Source organism: Muricoccus pecuniae, from assembly GCF_014199205.1.
In the GTDB taxonomy this organism is placed as follows: domain Bacteria; phylum Pseudomonadota; class Alphaproteobacteria; order Acetobacterales; family Acetobacteraceae; genus Roseomonas; species Roseomonas pecuniae.
This window is the reverse complement of record NZ_JACIJD010000075.1, coordinates 1-2,406: the sequence shown is the minus strand read 5'-3', so window position 1 is coordinate 2,406 and position 2,406 is coordinate 1. Positions and strand designations below refer to the sequence as shown.

General features: G+C 69.0%; 1 protein-coding gene and 1 pseudogene. One reads left to right on the top strand and one right to left on the bottom strand.

Translation table 11 applies throughout. From position 1 onward, the window contains the following. Positions 1 to 260: 260 nt before the first annotated feature. A complete protein-coding gene (locus tag FHS87_RS23175; protein WP_246418656.1) occupies positions 261 to 1,814 on the top strand; it encodes an ISNCY family transposase in 1,554 nt (517 codons plus the stop codon). A 116-nt stretch (positions 1,815 to 1,930) separates the two neighbouring features. Here the strand turns inward: FHS87_RS23175 and FHS87_RS24095 are convergent. After that, positions 1,931 to 2,406 (bottom strand): annotated as a pseudogene (locus FHS87_RS24095) (transposase); the annotation flags it as partial.

Sequence of the window (2,406 nt, the reverse complement as noted above, 5' to 3'; positions counted from 1 at the left end):
TGAAGTGGAGGCGCGCTACTACGCCAAGCTTGAGAAGCCCGCCCTGGAGGCGTAACCCAAACCAATCAGCCTCCGGGAAATCCGGGGCGGTTCACGGCGAAGGGATGATGGCTGCTGGTGATTGTCGCTGGCAAGCGGCTTGGTGTCGCGGCGCGACAATCAGGATGGTTGGCGCATTGCCTCGCCTGAACTGTTCTCCAGCGCAGGACTGTTGCCTCATCTGAGATGCTCCCGAGCGGCGACGAGCTGCGGAGGCGAGGATGAGGCGGGTGAGCATGGCAACGCGTGACGAGTTGGTGGCGGCGGTGGCGGCCCGGTACGCCGGCTCGGGACGGGCGGAGCGGGGCCTGATCCTGGATGAGTTCGTGGCGATCACGGGCCATCACCGGAAGCACGCTGGGCGGCTGCTACGGGGAGGGCCGGCGCGGCCAGGGCAAAGGCGGTCGCGGCGGGTCTACGATGACGCGGTTCGGGAGGCCCTGACCGTGCTCTGGGAGGCGTCCGACCGGATCTGCGGCAAGCGGCTGCGGGTGCTGCTGCCAGGGCTGATAGAAGCGATGGAGCGCCATGGGCACCTGTCACTGGCGCCGGAGGTCCGGGCCGGTCTGCTGGCGATGAGCGCAGCGACGATCGACCGGGCGCTGGCTGGCGCGAGGGAGGGTGGCCGAGGGCGGAGGCGGCGCCGGTCTCCGCCCTCGGCCGCGGTGCGGCGAAGTGTGCCGGTGCGGACCTTCTCGGACTGGGGCACCCCGGTCCCGGGCTATGTCGAGGCGGATCTCGTGGCGCATAGCGGGCCGACGTCGCGGGGGAGCTACGTCCAGACGCTCGTGCTGACGGACATCGCGACCGGCTGGACCGAGTGCGCGCCGCTGCTGGTGCGCGAGCAGGTGCTGGTGACGGAGGTGCTGAACGAGGTCCGGAAGGTGCTGCCCTTCCCGCTGCTCGGGTTCGACACGGACAACGACAGTGTCTTCATGAACGAGACGGTGCGGGACTACTGCGCCGCTGCCGGCGTGGCGTTCACACGTTGCCGGCCCTACCGGCAGAACGACCAGGCCCATGTCGAGCAGAAGAACGGGGCGGTGGTGCGGCGGATGGTTGGCTATCGGCGCCTGGAGGGACTGGAAGCCGCGGCGGCGCTGGCCGAACTGTACCGGTTGGTGAGGCTGTTCGTGAACGTCTTCCAGCCCTCGTTCAAGCTGGCGGAGAAGACGCGGGACGGAGCGATGGTGAGGAAGCGCTATCACGCGCCGGCGACCCCCTATGCGCGTCTGCTCGCGGACGAGCGGGTTCCGGCGGAGGTGAAGGAGCGGGTGGCCAAGCTGGCTACAGAGCTGGATCCGGTGCGTCTGCTGGCCGACATCCGCGCAGCCCAGGCCCGACTGGTCGAGATCGCGGACCGGCCAAGCAGTGGACAGGGAGCGCCGCCAGGCGCGCCGACGCTGCAGGAGTTCCTGGCAGGGCTGCGCACGGCCTGGCAGGCGGGGGAGGTACGGCCGACGGCGAAGCCGAAGCCGACTGCCAAACGTGACCGGCGCCGGCCAGATCCGTTCGTGGTGGTGACGGCGCAGCTGCGCGACTGGTTCCGGGCCGAGCCATGGCGGACATCGCGGGAGTTGCTGGAGCGCCTTCGGGCGGAGGTGCCGGGAACCTATCCCGAGACGTTGCTGCGTACCTTGCAGAGGCGGCTGAAGGCCTGGAGGGCGGAGCTGGCGCGGCAGATGGTATTCGGCGGGGATGGTGACACGGGCGCTCGGGACCAAGGCGACGAGGCAACGGGAGCAGGGCATGCGGCAACGGCAAATCGGAACTGAGGCAGTGGCTCGGCCCCGGGAGCAATCGGGTGCGGCAGCGGACGCTGGCTCGGGAGCATCCTTGGATGAGGCAATACGGCAACCATCCTGATTGTCGCGCTGCAGATCCCGACCCGAGGCTGCTGGAACTGACGTCGGTTGTGCATCAGCTCCTTCCCGGCAGGGCAGACGTAGAGGTCGCGCTCGTGGTCGTAGGCAAAGTCGGAGCGGCTGAACGTGCCGTCCTTGCGGGCCGACTTGTCGAACACCGGGATGTGCGGCTCAATGTCCTGCTCGTGCACAAGCCAATCGCGCATGGCCGCCGAGCCGTAGCCGGTGTCGGCCACCAGGCGCTCGGGCCACAGACCGAACGTCTCTGCCGTGCGGGTCAGTATGGTCTGCGCAGCGCCCACCATGGCTTGGCGCACGGCCGTGGTGGCCTCCACGTCCACGATGACGGCGTGTTCCACATCGATGAGGAGTTGTCGCAGTAGGCGTAGCAGGCGGGGCCACCTGCGGCCGCTGTCCAACGGGCGGCCGGGTCGGTGGGCGAGATGAACTTGGGTTCGACCTCAGTGGCGGCGCCGAATGCGGCATCGTCCAGCACCGCCAG